Below are 17,779 nucleotides of genomic sequence, written 5' to 3'. Positions count from 1 at the left end.
AAGCTATCGAACAGGAAGGAGATTACATGCCTTCTCGCCGTCATTTTCTGACCGGCACCGTCGCGACCGGCGTCGCGCTGTCAATGCAACGCGCCACGGCAGCAGTCGCGCCGCAAAAACGAGTGATCGTCGATTCGCAGGTTCACCTGTGGCCGGCGAGCACCCCGGAAAGACCCTGGCTCCCCGGTGCCAAACCGCAGCTTCCGGAGCCCTTCACCATCGAGCGAATCATTCCACTGATGGACGAGGCTGGCGTCGACCGCGTCATCATCGTTCCGCCAGTGTCGCTTGAAGGTGAGCGCATCGATTATGCCCAAGAGGCAGTCAGACGGTATCCGGGCCGCTTCGCCATCATGGCGCGTGTCGCCCTCGACAAGCCCGACCGCGCGGCACGGCTGGCGACTTGGCGCGACCAGCCCGGCGTACTGGGCGTGAGGTTGAACTTCGGCCCCGGCGAAGCGGCGTGGCTGACAGACGGGACCGCGGACTGGTTCTGGCCGGCGGCGGAGAAGGCCCGCCTGCCGGTGATGTTTCTCACCGAGGGGCAGACGTCGCTGTTCGCCCGCATCGCCGAGCGGCACCCGCAACTTACGCTCATCATCGATCACATGGGCGTCGGCGCGGGACTTCGCCCTCGTCCCGGCTCATCGGAAAACAACATGGTGCCGGAAGCTATCGTCCAGGCGGCCGCGCTCGCAAAATATGCGAATGTATCGGTGAAGCTGTCGTCGATCCCGCTGATTTCGACTGAGCCATATCCATTTCGCGACGTGATCCCGCATATCCACCGCCTGTTCGACGCCTACGGCCCGGAACGCTGCCACTGGGGAACCGATATAACCAATTCATTCGCCCGGGCCACTTACCGGCAGCGCGTGACGCAATTCACGCAGGAGCTTCCGTTCCTCACCGAAAGCGACAAGGACTGGATCATGGGCCGCGCGATCCTGGCGCGGCTTCGCTGGATGTCGTCCTAGCAGCCGCGGCAGATGCTCTTCAGCTTGCTGTTGAGCAGGCGGTCCTCCTCATCCGAAGCTGCCTTGGTAAAGGCATCGTTGCCGTGGTGCTTGTCGTCGGCAAAACCGCCGGCGCCAGTGGCGCCGCCAAAGTGCATGCCATGCATCGCGTGCCCGCCGCCATGGCCGTGGCCGCCGCGCGCATCCACCGCCGGCATCGCGGCCGCAACCAGCGTCAGCAGCAACCCGACCGTCGTGATCGTCCGCATCTTTTCCTCCTCGTCGCGGCAAAATACCGCTGACGCCAAGGCAAATCGGTGTCGGCCATCTTCACAATTTCGCGTGGCGGCAATCCGGGCGGGGGCCGGCCGGTTCCGGCCAAATACCGCCGGTGCGCCGCACATAGGCCGCCCGGGGATGGCTTCATGCCGACAATGCAGTGCTCGCCACACCAAAATGGTGTATCGGCAGGCTTGAGCGCGCGCGGGCAGCGGCCCGGCGCCACACAATCAAGATATCAAGATTTGGAGGAACGTTCATGTCGGCTCTGCCACTCTCGGGCATCAAGATTCTCGACCTGACGCGGGTGCTCGCGGGCCCGCTGTCGGCCCAGATGCTGGCGGATCTCGGCGCCGAGGTGATCAAGATCGAGCGGCCCGGCGGCGGCGACGACGCCCGTGCCTTCGGCCCGCCCTATCTCGCCGACCCCGAAGGCAAGCAGAACAACAACAACTCGTTCTATCTCTGCGCCAACCGCAACAAGAAGTCGGTCACCGTCAACATCGCCAAGCCGGAAGGGCAGGCGATCATCCGCGAGCTCGCCAAGACGGCCGACGTGATGATGGAGAACTACAAGGTCGGCGATCTCAAGCGCTACGGCCTCGACTACGAGACCATCAAGCAGCTCAACCCCGGCATCATCTATTGCTCGGTCACCGGTTTCGGCCAGACCGGACCTTACGCGCCGCGCGCCGGCTATGACGCGATCCTGCAGGCGATGGGCGGGCTGATGAGCGTCACCGGCCATATCGACGGCGAGCCCGGCGAGGGCCCGATGAAGGTCGGCCCTTCGATCGTCGACTACATGACCGGCATGAACACCTCGATCGGCATCCTCTCGGCGCTCTACCATCGCGATGCCAACAACGGGGAAGGGCAGCATATCGACGTCTGCCTGTTCGACACGGTGATCGCGTCGCTGTCGCACTGGCTGCAGATCTACCTCGTCAATGGCAAGACCCCGCCGCGCCGCGGCACCTGGGGCAATGGCGGCATGCCGGCCGGCGTGTTCCGCTGCACCGACGGCGAGCTGATGCTCGTGGTCGGCAATGACGGCCAGTTCCAGCGCACCTGCGCCGTGCTCGGCGAGCCCGAGCTCGCGAGCGACAAGCGCTTCGTCAAGAACAACGACCGCGTCGTGCACGGCAAGGAGATCATGGCGATCTTCGCCGGGCTGTTCCTGAAGCATCCGGTGGCCTACTGGCTGGAGAAGCTCGAGGAGGCCGGCGTGCCGTCCGGCCCGATCAACAATTTCGAGCAGGTGTTCAGCGATCCGCACGTGCAGTCGCGCGGCATGCGGGTCAAGGTCGACCATCCCTTCGAGCCGAACCTGTCGCTGATCCGCAACGCGCTGACCTTCTCGGGCACGCCGATCACCGAATACCGCGCCCCGCCGCTGTTAGGGGCCGACACCAACGAAGTGTTGGCGACCATCGGTTATGACGACGCCAAGGTCGAGGGGCTGAAGGCGCAGGGGATATTGTAGGCGCTGACTTCGAGGCCGCGGGCCACCGTTCCGTCATCCTGAGGAGCGGCCACTTGGCCGCGTCTCGAAGGATGAACGGGCCGGCTGGTGCCCGTCGATCCTTCGAGACGGCCGCTGCGCGGCCTCCTCAGGATGACGGTTAGACAGTGGAGCCCGCGCAATAACACTTCGATCAATATCGAAGCATAATTGACATCCACCTGCTAGGTTGGCGCCATCGATCCCTCATCGAAGGTGCCCATCATGAAACGGGAAGTGGTCCGCGTCGAGCCGATCTCGAGCTGGCTTGAGCGCTGGAAGGCGCCGGCATCGCCGGTGACCCGGGCCGGCAACATGGTGTTCGTCTCCGGCCTGCCGCCGTTCGATCCCGCGACCGGCGAGTTCGCCGCCGGCGCGTCGATGGAGCGGCAAAGCGAGCTGGTCATGGAGCAGCTCAAGCAATGCCTCGAGGCGGCCGGCGCCACGCTCGACAATGTGATGAAGTGCAACGTGTTCTGCACCTCGGCAAAGCACTTCACAACCTTCAATGCAGTCTATGCAAGGTACTTCCCGCACCAGCCGCCGGCGCGGACCTTCGTCTGCATCCCGGAATGGACCGGGCCGTTCGACGTCGAGATCGACTGCATCGCGATGGTGTAAGGGCAGGGCGCCGCAGCGGCGCCCTCGCTTCACAGATCCTGGCGCGTCAGCCGGCCGTGCATCGCGACCGGCCGCGCGGCCGGCCTGCTCGGCACGTCGCCCATCGTCAGCGCCATCACCGAGACCGTGACCACGCGGTCGATGATGGCGCGGACGTCGTCGAGGTCGCATTTGCCTTCCGACAGCCGCAGCAGGCGTTCCTTCTCGCGGATGGTGTGATGCGCCATCGCGAGCGCGAAGTGCAGGCCCCAATAGAGCTCGGTGTCGCTGCTGGCCGGCATCGCGCGGCGCATCGCGGCGGCGAATTTCCGCAAATGATCCACCTCGCGATTCTTGATGCGACGGATCGGCGGCACGGATTCGATCGAGGCGCGGATCATGAAGCGCGCCGCGGTCGAGCCCTCGCGATCCGGCCCGAGGCAGCCGCGCAGGGTGGGGCCGACGAGGGCGCGCATGATGTCCTCGATCGCGGCGCGGCCGCCGCCTTTTTCCTCCGCCGCCCGCAGTTCGTTGAGGCGCTCGCGGTTGGTCTGGATGCTGCGGGTGACGAACAGCTCCGCGATCAATTCGTCCTTGGAGCCGAAATGATAGTTCACCGCCGCGAGGTTGACGTTCGCCTCCGCGACGATGTCGCGCAGCGTGACGTCGCCGAAGCCGCGGTCGGCATAGAGCCGCTCGGCGGCGGCGAGAATGGCGGATCGGGTCTGGTCGCTGGCCATGGCTGGGAGCCTTTCCGTTATTCCGCGGTACGCCGGGGAATGACGAAGACGACAGGGAGTTGCATTTCAAACATTTGTATGAAACTATCGTTTGAAGAGCCGGAAATGTCAATCCGCGCATTGCGGGCGGTCTTCTGGCACACCACCGCCGCCCTTCCGCGAACGCCCTTGCGAGCCGCGGAGGCGGGGTCAACAATGTCGACAAATGGCTACGGCCCAGGTCATCCGCCCGGGTCAGCGGCCCAAGTCTAGGAAACGAGGAGCGTCCCATGGATTTCACGATGTCGCCCAAGCAGAAGGAGTGGCTGGAGCGCGTTCAGGCTTTCATGAAAGCGCATGTTCGCCCCGCCGTGCCGATCTACGACAGGCAGGACGCCGAGGGCCCGCGCTGGAAGGTGATCCCGATCCTCGAGGATCTGAAGAAGAAGGCGAAGGCCGAAGGCCTTTGGAACATGTTCATGCCGCCGTCCTCGCATGAGGACGATGAATTCCATGGCGCGGGATTGACCAATCTCGAATACGCGCTGCTGTCGGAAGAGATGGGTCGCATCTCCTGGGCGTCCGAAGTGTTCAACTGCTCCGCCCCCGATACCGGCAACATGGAAGTGTTCATCCGCTACGGCACCAAGGAGCAGAAGCGCAAATGGCTGCGCCCGCTGATGGACGGCGAGATCCGCTCCGCCTTCCTGATGACCGAGCCGGCGGTCGCTTCCTCCGACGCCACCAACATCGAGACCCGCATCGAGAAGGACGGCGACCACTACGTCATCAACGGCCGCAAATGGTGGTCGTCGGGCGTCGGCGATCCCCGCTGCAAGATCGCGATCCTGATGGGCAAGACCGATTTCAACGCCGCCAAGCATCAGCAGCAGTCGCAGATCCTGGTGCCGCTCGACACCCCCGGCATCAAGGTCGAGAAGATGCTGCCGGTGTTCGGCTTCGACGACGCGCCGCACGGCCACGCCCAGGTGCTGCTCGAGAACGTGCGCGTGCCGAAGGAAAACATCCTGCTTGGCGAAGGCCGCGGCTTCGAGATCGCGCAGGGCCGACTCGGTCCGGGCCGCATCCATCACTGCATGCGCACCATCGGCCAGGCCGAGGAGGCGCTGGAGAAGATGGTGAAGCGGCTCGCCTCGCGCACCGCGTTCGGTAAGAAGATCATCGAGCACTCGGTCTGGGAGCAGCGCATCGGCGAGGCCCGCGCCGACATCGAGATGAACCGTCTGCTCTGTCTCAAGGCCGCCGACATGATGGACAAGGTCGGCAACAAGACCGCGCAGGCCGAGATTGCGATGATCAAGGTCGCGGCTCCCAACATGGCGCTGAAGATCATCGACCAGGCGATCCAGGCCTATGGCGGCGGCGGCGTCTCCGACGAAGCAGGCCTCGCCCGCGCCTATGCCCACATCCGCACGCTCCGTCTCGCCGACGGTCCGGACGAAGTGCACAATCGCGCCATTGCCAGACTTGAACTTCGGAAGTATGCAAACACGTCGCACTGAGCATGATGCGGAACGCATGGCGTTCGCGCGCACATCGTGCTCAGAATGAAAAAGAGAGATCAGGCTGGCGTGCCAGCCTGATTGAGGGAGCGCCCCGACGCGCTCCTTGAAAAATCGAGTTGAGGGAGCGTCATCGTGGCGGACGGCGTCAGGAAAGACGAAGAATTTTCCGGCACAAGGGAAGTCGAGGAGCGCCATCGTATCAACGAGGCCAGTCTCGACGCCTGGATGAGGGAACACGTCGAGGGTTATCAGGGCCCGCTCACGGTCCTGCAGTTCAAGGGTGGCCAATCCAACCCGACCTACAAGCTCGAGACCCCCGGCCGCAACTACGTGATGCGGCGCAAGCCGTTCGGTAAATTGTTGCCGTCGGCGCATGCGGTCGATCGTGAGTTCCGCGTGATCGCGGCGCTCGGCAAGCAGAATTTCCCGGTCGCGAAAGCCTACGCGCTGTGCACCGACGACGCGGTGATCGGCTCGGCCTTCTACATCATGTCGATGGAGGAGGGGCGGGTGTTCTGGGATCCGACGCTACCGACCCAGGAGCCCGACGCGCGCCGCAAGATCTTCGCCAGCAAGATCGAGACGCTGGCCAAGCTTCATCTGTTCAATCCCGAGGCGATCGGCCTCGGCGATTTCGGCAAGCCCGGCAATTATTTTGCGCGACAGGTCGATCGCTGGACCAAGCAGTACCGCGCCTCCGAAACGCAGCACATTCCCGAATTCGAGAAGCTCGCCGAGTGGCTGCCGAAAACCGTTCCGGAGCAGAAGCGCGTCTCGATCGTGCATGGCGACTATCGCCTTGACAACATGATCTTCCACGCCACCGAGCCGCGGGTGCAGGCGGTGCTCGACTGGGAATTGTCGACGCTCGGCGATCCCATGGCCGACTTCACCTATCTGCTGATGCAGTGGACCATGCCGGGCCTCGTCAATGCCGACCTCAAGGCATTGAACATTCCGAGCCAGGATGAGGCGGCGCAGATCTACTGCGACGTGACCGGCATCCCGGTGCCCGACCTGAACTGGTATTTCTCCTACAATCTGTTCCGCCTTGCGGGCATCACGCAGGGCATTGCGGGGCGGGTGCGCGACGGCACCGCGTCGAATGCCAAGGCCCTCGAGTCGGCCAAGCGCACCGTGCCGCTGTCGCAGGCGTCATGGGAATACGCGCAGAAGGCCGGCGCAACCTGATCCAGGAACGCGGCGCGATCCCGCAGGGTTCGCGCCGCTTTGCTTTCACCTCGCCCCGCTTGCGGGGAGAGGTCGGAACGCATGCAGCGAAGCGAAATGCGATCCGGGTGAGGGGGACTCTCCGCGAGTTCATCTGTCACCGGGTTTGCCGAGGTAGCCTCTCACCCCAACCCTCTAAGAGCGAGCTGCGCTCGTCTCGACCCCGCAAGAGCGGGGCGAGAGAGCAAGATCGCGCCGCCGCTGCAAGGTGCGGCATGTTTCCGCATTGTAGCCATCTGTGACTTGAGTTCGCGCTGCCGCTTTGGCAAGTCAGTCCGGTCAACGGCCGCCCTGGTCCTGATCGGACATTTTCATTTTGACCCTCTCCTCGAACCTTCGCGGCAGCCTGTTCATGGCTGCGGCCATGGCCAGCTTCACGGTCAACGACACCATCACCAAGGCGGTGTCGGCGGAGCTCAACATCGGCGAGATCCTGCTCGTCCGCGGCCTGGTCGCGATGGTGCTGGTCGCGGCGCTCGCCTGGTACCGCGACGCGTTGCGCAGTTTTGGCGCGCTGCTGATCTGGCCGGTCGGACTGCGCGTCCTTGGCGAGATCGGCGGCACGCTGACCTATCTCTCGGCGATCTCGCAGATTCCGCTCGCCAACGCCTCGGCGATCTTCCAGGCGCTGCCGCTGGTCATCACGCTCGGCGCCGCGCTGGTGTTCGGCGAGCCGGTCGGCTGGCGGCGCTGGCTGGCGATCGCCGCCGGCTTCATCGGCGTCCTCGTCATCGTTCGGCCCGGCGCGGAAGGCTTTAGCCAGGCTGCGCTGCTGGCGCTGGCGTCGGTCGGATTCTGCGCGGTACGCGATCTCGCCACCCGCCGCATCCCGAAGCACTTGCCGACCGTGTTCATCACGCTGCTCACCACCGTGACCGTGACGACGGCGGGTGCTGTCGTCCTTGTCCCGCTCGGCGGCTGGCGGCCGCCGTCCGGCAATGCGCTCGGCCTGCTCACCTTCGCCGCGGTGCTAATCCTGATCGGTTACCAGTGCATCATCGTGTCGCTGCGCACAGGCGACATCTCGGCGGTGGCGCCGTTCCGCTACACCGCACTGCCGTGGGCGATGCTGACAGGTTATCTCGCCTTCGGCCACAAGCCCGACGGTCCAATGCTCGCGGGTGCCGCGATCATCGTCGCCTCCGGCCTCTATGCCTTCTACCGCGAGCGCAAGCGCGACAAGCTCCGCCCCGCCGCGACCGGACCGGGATTGCCGCCGGACGGGCTGTGAGGCATCCGTGATCCGTAGGATGGGTGGAGCGCAGCGATACCCATCATGGCGCCGCGGATACGAGGTGATGGGTTTCGCTCGCTCTACCCATCCTACGCAGTCATTTGCAAATCACTTCGCGCAATGTGCGATCAGCCGCGCGACGAATGCGCCGCAGGCCTCGAGCTGCGACATCTCGACGAACTCGTCCGGCGTATGCGCCTGTGCGATCGAGCCGGGGCCGACCACGACGGAGGGCACATCCGCCATGCTGACGAACAGGCTGGCCTCGGTGCCGAAGGCGACCTTGGCGTGGTCGTTGCGGCCGGCAAATTGCTTGGCGAGCGTGACGATCGCAGCGTCGGCGGCGGTGTCGAGCGCGGGGTAGTCGAGGATTTCCTCGAAGTCGATGCCGCATTCGGGGTGCCGCTTGCGCATCGCCGGCTCGATCTCGGCCTTCGCCCAGGCGATGATCGCGTCTGTCACTTCTCTCGACTCGGTGATGCCGATGCCGCGGCATTCGAATTCCACCACGCAACTGTCGGGCACGATGTTCAGCGCGGCGCCGCCATGCACGATGCTGGTGAGCAGGGTCGAGTGCGGGACATCGTAGAGGCTGCCTTGTTCGGCATCCGCGGCCAGCAACGCGGCGCGGCGGCGGATTTCGGTGATGAGGTCGGCGGCATATTCGATGGCGTTGACGCCGTCAGGCGCGATCGAGGAGTGGCGGGCGAGCCCGCGGAACGTGGCGCGCACGCCGTGCTTGCCCTTGTGCCCGATGATCACCTGCATCTGGGTCGGCTCGCCGACGAAACAGCCGAGCGGCTTGATCGGCCTGCGCGCGACCTCGCGCAGCATCGGCCGCACGCCGACGCAGCCGATCTCCTCGTCATAGGAGATGGCAAGATTGATCGGCGTTTTCAGATCGGCCGCGAGCATCTCGGGAACCATCGCGAGGCAGACGGCGACAAAGCCTTTCATGTCGGTGGTGCCGCGGCCGTAGAGCCGGCCATTGCGCTCGACGAGCTCGAACGGGTTGTGGCTCCAATCCTGTCCCACAACCGGCACGACGTCGGTATGCCCCGACAGCACCAGCCCGGCCTTGTCCTCGGGGCCGATCGTGACCCACAACGAGGATTTCTGTCCGGTCTCATCGACGATGCGTTGCCCCGTGAGGCCAAGCGAGGCGAGGTAGCGCTCGATGTAGTCGATCAGAGGCAGATTGCTGCGGTCGCTGACGGTGTCGAAGGCGACGAGGTCGGCCAAGAGCTTGCGGATGCGGTCGGGACGTTGATTTTGCATTGCTTGTTCGTTTGCGAGGGACTGTGCGAGGAATGACGAGTGTGCGGGCGATCCTGCCAGCGAAGTATAACAGCTGGTTGGCCTTCCGAGGCCAAGCAATATTCGGACCGTTGCCGGCGGTTATTGCACGGCACTGGCCATGAGTCAGCGCAAGGTTGGGTAGAGCGCAGCGAAACCGATCGACTTTGATCGGCGCGGAAGCATGGTGGGTTTCGCTGCGCTCTCCCATCCACATATTCGGTGTCGTCCCTGCGAAGGCAGGGACCCATAACCACAAATGCTGATTGTTGAACGATGCTGCGACGACGAGTCCCGTTCTCAACACGCGCCGCGGCGTATGGGTCCCTGCTTTCGCAGGGACCACAGTTGTGAATGTGGCGCCGTTGTCGCGTCACACGGACTGGCAGGCCCAGCGAACGGAGAGCGCCCTTGCTAAATCGGCTTGCCCGTATACGGCATCGACGCCGTCAGGCCGCCGTCGACCGGGATGGCCTGGCCGTTGACGTAGGACGCTTCATCGCTCGCCAGGAACAATCCCATCGCGGCGAGCTCGTGCGGTTGGCCGGCGCGCTTGAGCGGATTGAGCTGGCCGATCTTGTCCTGGGTGCCGCGCTCCTTGGCGCGATCGAACACCGGCTTGGTCATGCCGGTCTCGATCAGGCCTGGGCACACCGCATTGATGCGCACGCCGGTGCCGGAGAGCGAGTAGGCGGTGGTCTGCACCAGGCTGATGACGCCGGCCTTGCTCGCACCATACGGATGTCCGCTGGCACCCGACTTCAGGCCCGCGACGGAGGCGGTGCAGACGATCGAACCGGAACCTTGCTTCGTCATGTGCGGGATCGAATGCTTGATCGCGAGGAACGGGCCGATCAGATTGACGCGCAGCACTTCCTGCCAATGTTCGACGGTCTGGTCGGCGAGCGGGACGAGACCGCCGCTGACGCCGGCATTGGCCCAGATCGCATCGAGCTTGCCGTACTTCGAAACCGCCTTCTCGATGAAGGCCTTCACGTCGCTCTCCGAGCCGGCATCGGCGGTGACGGCTTCAACGGTGCCGCCGGCGTCGCGCACCAGCTTGGCGGTCTCGTTCACGCCCTCGGTGCGATCGACCGCGATCAGCTTGGCGCCTTCCCTGGTGAACAGCAGCGAGGCGGCGCGGCCGATGCCGCTGCCAGCGCCGGTGATGATGACGGATTTGCCTTCGAGGCGGCCCATGATTTTCTCCCTGTTCATGTGATCCCCGACGCGTCTGCCGCGCGACGGAATTCAAACAAAATTTCAAACGTCCGAAGCACTTGAGGCGATGTGCGGCGTGACGTACAGCGAGACGGGACACTATTGAAGGGCTCATCCGATGTCCAATCCAGACAAGCCTGACGTGAAGGTGACGCGGTGGTGGTGGGTTCGCCACGCGCCGGTGCGCAGCGACGGCGGCAACATCTACGGGCAAGAGGATATCGACTGCGACACCGGCGACACCGAAGTGTTCGAGGCGGTCGCCAAGATGCTGCCGCGCGATGCGGTCTGGTATTCGAGCAATTTGAAACGCACACACAAGACAGCCGACGCGATCTGGGCTGCCGGGTTTCCAAAGCCGGAAAGCATGACGCAGGAACGCGACTTCGCCGAGCAGCATCTCGGCCAATGGCAGGGCATGAACCGCGCCGCGTTTCTCGCCAGCCGTCCGCCGGGCACGGCCTGGTTCGCCGATGTCAACGAGCCCGCGCCCGGCGGCGAGAGCTACATGGATCTCTATACCCGCGTCTGCCGCACCATTGTGCGGATCACCGCCGCGGAAGCGGGCAGGAATATCATCGCCGTCGGCCATGGCGGCGTGATCAAGGCCGCGGTCGGGCTGGCGCTCGGCGGCCAGCCGGACCGCGGATTGTCCTTCGACGTCGACAACGTCTCGGTGACGCGGCTCGATCACATCGCGAGCGCCGGCCTGTCGACCTGGCGGCTGCCGATGGTGAACCAACAGCCGTGGATTGCCGATCCGCGCCACGCCGCGATGCATCAGCCGTCCGGACCTGAAGTCAGGCCGGCGAGCAAGCTTGCGTGATCGTCATTCCGGGATGGTCCGAAGGACCAGACCCGGAATCTCGAGATTCCGGGTTCGACGCTGGTGCGTCGCCCCGGAATGACGCTAAGACGAACACTTAACATCAGGGAGAGAAACATGACCTTGTTCGACATGAAGGGAAAAGTCGCCGTCATCACCGGCTCGACGCGCGGCATCGGACGCGCGATCGCCGAGCGCATGGCCGAGCACGGCGCCAAGGTCGTGATCTCCTCGCGCAAGGCCGACGTCTGCGAGCAGGTGGCGAAGGAGATCAACGACAGCTACGGCAAGGGCACCGCGGTTGCGATCGCGGCGAACATCTCGTCGAAGGAAAACCTGCAGAACCTGGTCGACGAGAGCAACCGCGCCTTCGGCAAGATCGACGTGCTGGTCTGCAACGCGGCGTCCAATCCTTATTACGGTCCGCTCGCCGGCATCTCCGACGATCAGTTCCGCAAGATCCTCGACAACAACATCGTCGCCAACAACTGGCTGATCTCGATGGTGGTGCCGCAGATGATCGAGCGCAAGGACGGCTCGATCATCATCGTGTCCTCGATCGGCGGCCTGAAGGGCTCGACCATCCTCGGCGCCTACGCGATCTCCAAGGCCGCCGACATGCAGCTCGCGCGCAACCTCGCCTGCGAGTACGGCAAGCACAATATCCGCGTGAACTGCATCGCGCCGGGCCTGATCAAGACCGACTTCGCGAAGGCGCTGTGGGACAATCCGGACAATCTGAAGGCCTCGACCGCGCGCTCGCCGCTGCTGCGGATCGGCGTGCCGGACGAGATCGCGGGCGCCGCCGTGATGATGGGCTCGCGGGCCGGCGACTTCATGACCGGCCAGACCATCGTGATCGACGGCGGCGCGACGATCAGCTGACGCCGGCGTCGCCGAGGTCGCGCATTGTCGTCATGGCCGGGCTTGTCCCGGCCATCCACGTCTTCCTTTGCGACCCCAAAGACGTGGATGCCCGGGACAAGCCCGGGCATGACGGAGCAAGGGGAGGCGTGCTCGCCTCACTCTACCGCCGCGTACACCCCGTTGCGCACCAGCGAGCGGGTATATTCGCGCTGGCCCGGGCCCTGCATCATGAAGACCGCGATCAGGTCTTCGCTCGGATCGATCCAGAAGAACGTGCCGGCCATGCCGCTCCAGAAATACTGGCCGACCGAGCCGGAGAACGGCGCGATGCCCTGCTGCATGCGCACGGCGAAGCCGAGGCCGAAACTGTGGCCGGGCGACACCAGCGTGCCCTGGATCTTGACGCCGGCGCCGAGGTGATCGGAGGCCATGAATTCGAGCGTCTTGCGGCCGATGATCCTGGTGCCGTCGAGCGAGCCGCCACCCAGCAGCATCTGCGCGAAGCGGGCATAGTCCATCGTGGTCGAGACCAATCCGCCGCCGCCGGATTCCATCGCCGGCTTCTCCAGCATGTTGAACAGCTGCACCTTCTCGTTGGTCCAGGGGTCGTTGGCAAACGCCTCGGCGAGGCGGCCGGCATTGGCTTCCCCGGTGTGGAAGGCGGTCTCGGTCATCTGCAGCGGCGAGAGGATGCGCTCAGTGAGGAACGCGCCGAGCGTCTTGCCGCTGACGACCTCGATGATGCGGCCGAGGATGTCGGTGGAGCGGCTGTAGTTCCATTCGGCGCCGGGCTGGCAGACCAGCGGCATGCCGGCGAGCATGGTGGCGTGCTCGGCATTGGTGATCTTGCGGCTGCGCAGCCGCGACTGCTGGTAGAGCTGCTGCACCGGGCCGTTGCCGGTGTGGTCGTAGGTCAGACCGGAGGTGTGGCGGAGCAGGTCCTGGATCGTCATCTGCCGCTTCGCCGCGACCAGCTCGAGCTTGCCGTTGTTCTCGACGCCGACCTTGGTCTCGGCGAATTCGGGGATGAATTTCGCAACGGGGTCGTTGAGCAGGAAGTGGCCGTCCTCCAGCAACTGCATGATGCCGACCGAGACGATCGGCTTGGTCATCGAGAAGATGCGGAAGATGGTGTCATGGGCCATCGGCGCGGAGGCGGTCGGGCTTTGCCGGCCGATCGCGTCGAACCAGCCGATCTGGCCGCGCCGTGCCACCAGCACCGTCACGCCCGGCACGGTTCCCTTGTCGACCTCGCGGCGGAAGGTGTCGGACATCGCCTGCAGCCGCGCGCTCGACAGCCCGATCGATTCGGGCTTGGCGAGGGGGAGGGACGGGGTGGTCGGGCTGGTGGCGTGCTTGGTGGCGGTTTGAGCGTTCATGGTCTCTCCCTGGTTCTTGATTCTTGCGGCGAGGTGCCGACGCGGGGTGATCGCCGAAGTCTGGCGCAGAAGTTTTGCAATGAACAGAAGCTTCACCGCTTCGCCCTTGCAAACCGGCCATGCCCTGTGCTTGAAACGGCGCGAACCGGCGGCGACGCGGGTTCCCTGCAGGAGTGTAGCTCAATTGGTAGAGCACCGGTCTCCAAAACCGGGGGTCGCAGGTTCGAGCCCTGCCACTCCTGCCAGCTTTTACCCAATCATTTGAAGGTGTTGGCCGAGGTCCTGGACCCCGGCCATGATCATGTTTGCCTACTTGATGAGCGGGCAGCCGCCGTCCTTCAGCGGCCGGAACGCCTGGTCGCCGGGGACTTCGGCGAGCACCTTGTAATAATCCCACGGCGCCTTCGATTCCTCGGGCTTCTTGACCTCGAACAGGAACATCGAATGCACCATGCGGCCGTCCTCGCGGACCATGCCGTTATCGGTGAAGGCGTCGCGGACCGGGGTCGCGCGCATCTTGGCCAAAACCTGCTTGGTCTCCTTGGTGCCGGCGGCCTTTACCGCGTTGAGGTAGTGCAGGGTGGCGCTGTAGGTCGCGGCCTGGTTCATCGTTGGCATCCGCTTCATGCGCTCGAAGAAGCGCTTGCCGAAGGCGCGGGTGCGGTCGTTGAGATCCCAGTAGTAGGCCTCGGTGATGATCAGGCCCTGCGCGAGCTTCAGCCCGAGGCTGTGGATGTCAGAGATGAACATCACGATGCCGGCGAGGTTCTGCCCGCCCGCGACGATGCCGAATTCGGAGGCCTGCTTGATGGTGTTGATGGTGTCGGCGCCGCCATTGGCCATGCCGATGATCTTGGCCTTCGAAGCCTGCGCCTGCAGCAGGAAGGACGAGAAGTCCGGCGTGTTGAGCGGATGCCGCGCGCTGCCGAGCACCTTGCCCCCGGCGGCGCGGACCACGTCGCCGGTGTCGCGCTCGATCGAATGGCCGAACAGATAGTCGGCGGTGATGAAGAACCAGGTGTCGCCGCCGTTCTTCACGATCGCGCTGCCGACGGTGTGGGCGTTGGCATAGGTGTCGTAGGTCCAGTGCAGCGTGTAGGGCGAGCAGGACTTGCCGGTGATGTCGGAGCTCGCCGCGTCCGTCACGATCATGATCTTCTCGAACTGCTTCGACATCTCCATGCCGGCGAGCGCGGTCGCCGAGGTCGGCATGTCGATGATCATGTCGACATTCTCGGCCTCGTACCATTTGCGGGTGATGGTGGCGGCGACGTCGGCCTTGTTGAGGGCGTCGGCGGTGACGAGCTCGATCGGCTTGCCGAACATCGACCCGCCGAACTCCTCGATCGCCATCTTGGTGGCCTCGACATTGCCGGCGCCGCCGATGTCCGAATAAACCGACTGGAAATCCGTGAGCACGCCGATCTTGAGCGGCGCCTGCTGCGCGAGCGCCGGCCCTGCCAGCACAGCCGCTATCAGGCCGGCGGCGGACAGACTCGTGACGATGGATTTCATGATGGTGTGCCTCCCCGAGGTGTTCTTATCAGTTTGTCCGACAAAGCTAGATTTGCCCGGTTCCGGTGTCAATTCCGGCCGCCTAGGTGCGACAATCAGGCCGAATATCGCCGGTTTGACGCCTCAAGGGCCTTCGCCTATCCTTTGTCGGACAAACGACAATCGGGGTCCGGGGGAGCTGAAGATGCCCACCACGCCGCTGTTCAGGCGTATCGATGTCGCGCCGGCCTATCAGAAGGTCGCCGACGCGATCGAACGCGAGATCATCAACGGCCGGATCAAGCCGGGCGAGCCGATCGGCACCGAGCAGCAGCTGGTAGCGCAGTTCGGCGTCAACCGCTCGACGGTGCGCGAGGGCATTCGCGTGCTCGAGGAGGGCGGGCTGATCCGCCGCGATTCCAGCCGCCGGCTGCAAGCCTGCCTGCCGCGCTACAACAAGCTCGCGACGCGACTGTCCCGCGCGCTGATCCTGCACGAGGTGACGTTCCGCGAATTGTTCGAGACCTCGATGACGCTGGAGGTCGCAAGCGTCGAGGGCGCGGTGGAGCGCGCGACCGAGGAGAACATCGCCGAGCTTGCCGGCAATCTCGAGCGCAGCGCGGCTGTCGTCGGCAATCCCGCGGCACTCGCCGAGCTCGATGCGGAATTCCATGTGCTGATGGCCAAGGCCTCGCAGAACCGCGTGCTGCAGCTGGCGCGCGAGCCCGCCGCGCAACTGTTCTTTCCGACCACCGAGATGATCGTGGGCGGCGTGCCGGAGGGCGGCGCGCGGCTGGTCGAGGCACACCATCATCTGCTCGACGCGATCAAGCGGCGCGACAAGGAGGCCGGCGTGCTGTGGACGCGGCGGCATTTGCAGGACTGGCGGCGCGGCTTCGAGAAGATCGCCTCGCTCGATCGCTCGGTCGAGCACACCTACATGGAACACGCTTACGCCGCGCGGCAATAGGGACGGAGCGGCCAAGACAAGACGGAAAACAACGACAGAAAGCACATTCGGGAGGGACTTAATGAGCGGAGACATCGCAGCAACCATCCAGCGCGCCCGCGAGCACAGCATCGGCGATCTGTTGCGCCGGTCGGCAAAGCGCTACCCCGGCAAGACCGCGCTGATCTGCGGCGAGGTGAGCTGGAGCTTTGCGGAGATGGACGCGATCTGCAATCGGCTCGGCCGCGGCTTGCTCGGGCTTGGCGTTGCGAAGGGTGATCGCGTCGCGGTGCTGTCGCGCAACTCGCACGGCTTCGCCGCGCTGCGCTTTGCGGTGGCGCGGATCGGCGCAGTCCTGGTGCCGATCAACTTCATGCTCAATCCGGACGAGATCAATTTCATCCTCGCCAATTCCGGCGCCAAGCTGCTCGCGGTCGGCCCCGATTTCGTGGAGACGGCGCAGGCTGCGGCCGCCAAGGGCTCGGCGGTCGAGACCTTGGTCTGGCTGCCCGGCGAGGATCCGGCCACCGCGCCCAACGGCATCACGACATTCGACAGCCTGTTGCACAGCGACGCGTCGGCGCCGGATGTCTCGGTGGACAGCCGCGATGCAGCGCAGATTATCTACACCAGCGGCACCGAGTCGCTGCCGAAGGGCGCAATCCTCACCCATGAAGCTGTCATGTGGCAGTATGTCAGTTGCATCATCGACGGTGGCATGGCGACCGACGACACGGTGCTGCACGCGCTGCCGCTCTATCACTGCGCGCAGCTCGACGTTTTCCTGGGGCCCGCGATCTATCTCGGCGCCACCAGCCTCATTACCGGCAAGCCGGTGCCCGACAATGTCCTGGCGCTGATCGCGGCCCACAAGATCAATTCGTTCTTCGCGCCGCCGACGATCTGGATCGCGATGCTGCGCTCGGGCGCGTTCGACCGCACCGATCTGTCGACCCTGCGCAAGGGCTATTACGGCGCCTCGATCATGCCGGTCGAGGTGCTGCTCGAATTGCAGCGCCGGCTGCCCGAGGTGAAGTTCTGGAATTTCTACGGCCAGACCGAGATCGCGCCGCTCGCGACCGTGCTGACACCGCAGGACCAGCTGCCGAAGGCCGGCTCGGCCGGCAAGCCCGCGATCAACGTCGAGACGCGGGTGGTCAGGCCGGACATGACCGACGTCAAGGTCGGGGAAGTCGGCGAGATCGTGCACCGCTCGCCGCATCTCCTGTCCGGCTACTACAATGATCCGGTCAAGACCGCGGCGGCGTTCGCTGGCGGCTGGTTTCATTCCGGCGACCTCGCGATCGTCGATGCCGACGGTTACATCAGCGTCGTCGATCGCGTGAAGGACATGATCAAGAGCGGCGGCGAGAATGTCGCGAGCCGCGAGGTCGAGGAGATGATCTACCGGCTGCCTTCGGTGTCGGAGGTTGCGGTGGTCGGGCTGCCCGATCCGCGCTGGATCGAGGCGGTGACCGCGATCGTCGTGGTCAAGGCCGGCCAGAGCCTCGATGCCGACGCCGTCATCAAGCATTGCGCGGCGTCGATGGCCCATTTCAAGGTGCCGAAGCAGGTCATCTTCGTGGATGCCTTGCCGAAGAACCCGAGCGGCAAGCTGCTCAAGCGCGAGCTGCGCCAGCGCTATGTCGGCGGCGCCACGCTCGACCAGGCGGTGCAGAAGAGCTTCGTCGGCTAGGCT

General features: G+C 64.7%; 16 protein-coding genes and 1 tRNA gene. 11 read left to right on the top strand and 6 right to left on the bottom strand.

Annotated elements, in window-relative coordinates:
- Window positions 1-26: 26 nt before the first annotated feature.
- On the top strand, window positions 27-977 hold the full coding sequence (locus IF803_RS15810) for an amidohydrolase family protein (protein ID WP_461192711.1): 951 nt from the start codon (window positions 27-29) through the stop codon (window positions 975-977).
- Here the strand turns inward: IF803_RS15810 and IF803_RS15805 are convergent.
- Window positions 974-1,225: a hypothetical protein gene (locus IF803_RS15805; protein ID WP_411783321.1), complete on the bottom strand. Its 252-nt coding sequence runs from the start codon at window positions 1,223-1,225 to the stop codon at window positions 974-976. The genes IF803_RS15810 and IF803_RS15805 overlap by 4 nt on opposite strands.
- 269 nt (window positions 1,226-1,494) lie before the next feature.
- Here IF803_RS15805 and IF803_RS15800 point away from each other — a divergent pair, with 269 nt between their 5' ends.
- Together IF803_RS15800 and IF803_RS15795 are read left to right on the top strand one after the other, a co-directional pair.
- Complete coding sequence (locus IF803_RS15800; RefSeq protein ID WP_461192710.1) at window positions 1,495-2,721, top strand: CaiB/BaiF CoA transferase family protein; 1,227 nt, start codon at window positions 1,495-1,497, stop codon at window positions 2,719-2,721.
- 243 nt (window positions 2,722-2,964) lie between these two features.
- Window positions 2,965-3,360, top strand: coding sequence for a RidA family protein (locus tag IF803_RS15795; RefSeq protein ID WP_461192709.1), 396 nt, complete (start codon window positions 2,965-2,967; stop codon window positions 3,358-3,360).
- Window positions 3,361-3,389: 29 nt separating this feature from the next.
- On the opposite strand, the gene IF803_RS15790 is transcribed toward IF803_RS15795, so the two are convergent.
- Window positions 3,390-4,079, bottom strand: coding sequence for a TetR/AcrR family transcriptional regulator (locus tag IF803_RS15790; protein WP_137479802.1), 690 nt, complete (start codon window positions 4,077-4,079; stop codon window positions 3,390-3,392).
- 269 nt (window positions 4,080-4,348) lie between these two features.
- Between IF803_RS15790 and IF803_RS15785 the strand changes: the two genes are divergently transcribed.
- The 3 genes from IF803_RS15785 to IF803_RS15775 all read left to right on the top strand — a co-directional run bounded on the left by IF803_RS15785 (window position 4,349) and on the right by IF803_RS15775 (window position 8,045).
- Window positions 4,349-5,581 (top strand): acyl-CoA dehydrogenase family protein, encoded by a 1,233-nt coding sequence (locus IF803_RS15785; protein ID WP_461192708.1) that lies wholly within the window; start codon window positions 4,349-4,351, stop codon window positions 5,579-5,581.
- A gap of 135 nt (window positions 5,582-5,716) precedes the next feature.
- Window positions 5,717-6,775 (top strand): phosphotransferase family protein, encoded by a 1,059-nt coding sequence (locus IF803_RS15780; protein ID WP_018272167.1) that lies wholly within the window; start codon window positions 5,717-5,719, stop codon window positions 6,773-6,775.
- A 355-nt stretch (window positions 6,776-7,130) separates the two neighbouring features.
- Entirely contained in the window at window positions 7,131-8,045 is a 915-nt protein-coding gene (locus IF803_RS15775; protein ID WP_028339337.1) for a DMT family transporter, read from the top strand.
- A 111-nt stretch (window positions 8,046-8,156) separates the two neighbouring features.
- On the opposite strand, the gene argE is transcribed toward IF803_RS15775, so the two are convergent.
- Together argE and IF803_RS15765 are read right to left on the bottom strand one after the other, a co-directional pair.
- A complete protein-coding gene (gene argE / locus IF803_RS15770) occupies window positions 8,157-9,326 on the bottom strand; it encodes an acetylornithine deacetylase (RefSeq protein WP_461192707.1) in 1,170 nt (389 codons plus the stop codon).
- Window positions 9,327-9,758: 432 nt separating this feature from the next.
- A complete protein-coding gene (locus IF803_RS15765; protein WP_038380474.1) occupies window positions 9,759-10,544 on the bottom strand; it encodes an SDR family NAD(P)-dependent oxidoreductase in 786 nt (261 codons plus the stop codon).
- Window positions 10,545-10,683: 139 nt separating this feature from the next.
- Between IF803_RS15765 and IF803_RS15760 the strand changes: the two genes are divergently transcribed.
- Entirely contained in the window at window positions 10,684-11,391 is a 708-nt protein-coding gene (locus IF803_RS15760; protein WP_461192706.1) for a histidine phosphatase family protein, read from the top strand.
- 117 nt (window positions 11,392-11,508) lie between these two features.
- Entirely contained in the window at window positions 11,509-12,276 is a 768-nt protein-coding gene (locus tag IF803_RS15755) for an SDR family NAD(P)-dependent oxidoreductase (RefSeq protein ID WP_026192903.1), read from the top strand.
- Window positions 12,277-12,413: 137 nt separating this feature from the next.
- On the opposite strand, the gene IF803_RS15750 is transcribed toward IF803_RS15755, so the two are convergent.
- Window positions 12,414-13,637, bottom strand: coding sequence for a serine hydrolase domain-containing protein (locus IF803_RS15750; RefSeq protein ID WP_461192705.1), 1,224 nt, complete (start codon window positions 13,635-13,637; stop codon window positions 12,414-12,416).
- A 169-nt stretch (window positions 13,638-13,806) separates the two neighbouring features.
- On the opposite strand from IF803_RS15750, the gene IF803_RS15745 reads away from it, so the two are divergent.
- Window positions 13,807-13,882 (top strand) — tRNA-Trp (locus IF803_RS15745).
- Window positions 13,883-13,946: 64 nt separating this feature from the next.
- Here the strand turns inward: IF803_RS15745 and IF803_RS15740 are convergent.
- Window positions 13,947-15,152, bottom strand: coding sequence for an ABC transporter substrate-binding protein (locus IF803_RS15740; protein ID WP_461192704.1), 1,206 nt, complete (start codon window positions 15,150-15,152; stop codon window positions 13,947-13,949).
- A gap of 184 nt (window positions 15,153-15,336) precedes the next feature.
- Between IF803_RS15740 and IF803_RS15735 the strand changes: the two genes are divergently transcribed.
- Window positions 15,337-16,101: a FadR/GntR family transcriptional regulator gene (locus IF803_RS15735; RefSeq protein WP_018272155.1), complete on the top strand. Its 765-nt coding sequence runs from the start codon at window positions 15,337-15,339 to the stop codon at window positions 16,099-16,101.
- A gap of 61 nt (window positions 16,102-16,162) precedes the next feature.
- Entirely contained in the window at window positions 16,163-17,776 is a 1,614-nt protein-coding gene (locus IF803_RS15730; RefSeq protein WP_461192703.1) for an acyl-CoA synthetase, read from the top strand.
- The last annotated feature ends 3 nt before the right edge of the window (window positions 17,777-17,779 follow it).

Source organism: Bradyrhizobium sp. UFLA06-06, from assembly GCF_054820065.1.
This window is presented reverse-complemented; position numbering and strand designations above follow the sequence as displayed.

Coding starts and splice junctions, on each gene's coding strand:
- IF803_RS15810 (WP_461192711.1), top strand. CDS start 27: ATGCCTTCTCGCCGTCATTTTCTGACCGGCACCGTCGCGACCGGCGTC.
- IF803_RS15805 (WP_411783321.1), bottom strand. CDS start 1,225: ATGCGGACGATCACGACGGTCGGGTTGCTGCTGACGCTGGTTGCGGCC.
- IF803_RS15800 (WP_461192710.1), top strand. CDS start 1,495: ATGTCGGCTCTGCCACTCTCGGGCATCAAGATTCTCGACCTGACGCGG.
- IF803_RS15795 (WP_461192709.1), top strand. CDS start 2,965: ATGAAACGGGAAGTGGTCCGCGTCGAGCCGATCTCGAGCTGGCTTGAG.
- IF803_RS15790 (WP_137479802.1), bottom strand. CDS start 4,079: ATGGCCAGCGACCAGACCCGATCCGCCATTCTCGCCGCCGCCGAGCGG.
- IF803_RS15785 (WP_461192708.1), top strand. CDS start 4,349: ATGGATTTCACGATGTCGCCCAAGCAGAAGGAGTGGCTGGAGCGCGTT.
- argE (WP_461192707.1), bottom strand. CDS start 9,326: ATGCAAAATCAACGTCCCGACCGCATCCGCAAGCTCTTGGCCGACCTC.
- IF803_RS15765 (WP_038380474.1), bottom strand. CDS start 10,544: ATGGGCCGCCTCGAAGGCAAATCCGTCATCATCACCGGCGCTGGCAGC.
- IF803_RS15760 (WP_461192706.1), top strand. CDS start 10,684: ATGTCCAATCCAGACAAGCCTGACGTGAAGGTGACGCGGTGGTGGTGG.
- IF803_RS15755 (WP_026192903.1), top strand. CDS start 11,509: ATGACCTTGTTCGACATGAAGGGAAAAGTCGCCGTCATCACCGGCTCG.
- IF803_RS15750 (WP_461192705.1), bottom strand. CDS start 13,637: ATGAACGCTCAAACCGCCACCAAGCACGCCACCAGCCCGACCACCCCG.
- IF803_RS15740 (WP_461192704.1), bottom strand. CDS start 15,152: ATGAAATCCATCGTCACGAGTCTGTCCGCCGCCGGCCTGATAGCGGCT.
- IF803_RS15735 (WP_018272155.1), top strand. CDS start 15,337: ATGCCCACCACGCCGCTGTTCAGGCGTATCGATGTCGCGCCGGCCTAT.
- IF803_RS15730 (WP_461192703.1), top strand. CDS start 16,163: ATGAGCGGAGACATCGCAGCAACCATCCAGCGCGCCCGCGAGCACAGC.